Source organism: Citrobacter sp. S55_ASV_140 (assembly GCF_018919505.1).
Lineage (GTDB): Bacteria > Pseudomonadota > Gammaproteobacteria > Enterobacterales > Enterobacteriaceae > Citrobacter > Citrobacter werkmanii.
In genome coordinates, this window is record NZ_JAHLQZ010000445.1 from 1 (window position 1) to 434 (window position 434).

Below are 434 nucleotides of genomic sequence, written 5' to 3' on the forward strand. Positions count from 1 at the left end.
GGGGTGAAGTCGTAACAAGGTAACCGTAGGGGAACCTGCGGTTGGATCACCTCCTTACCTTAAAGAACCGACCTTTGCAGTGCTCACACAGATTGTCTGATGAATGATGAACTTCTGAATGTACTTTCGAGTGCATTAAGAAGTTTTGCTCTTTAAAAATCTGGATCAAGCTGAAAATTGAAACGACACACTGTTTCATTTCTCCGTAAACAAGAAATGAAAAGCGGTGTGTTCGAGTCTCTCAAATTTTCGCAATCAGAAGTGAAACATCTTCGGGTTGTGAGGTTAAGCGACTAAGCGTACACGGTGGATGCCCTGGCAGTCAGAGGCGATGAAGGACGTGCTAATCTGCGATAAGCGCCGGTAAGGTGATATGAACCGTTATAACCGGCGATTTCCGAATGGGGAAACCCAGTGTGATTCGTCACACTATC

2 rRNA genes are annotated in these 434 nt (G+C 45.4%); both read left to right on the forward strand.

Annotated features, from left to right (window positions below):
* Positions 1-57 (forward strand): 16S ribosomal RNA (locus tag KQJ18_RS24440); the annotation flags it as partial.
* Positions 58-283: 226 nt separating this feature from the next.
* Positions 284-434 (forward strand): 23S ribosomal RNA (locus tag KQJ18_RS24445); the annotation flags it as partial.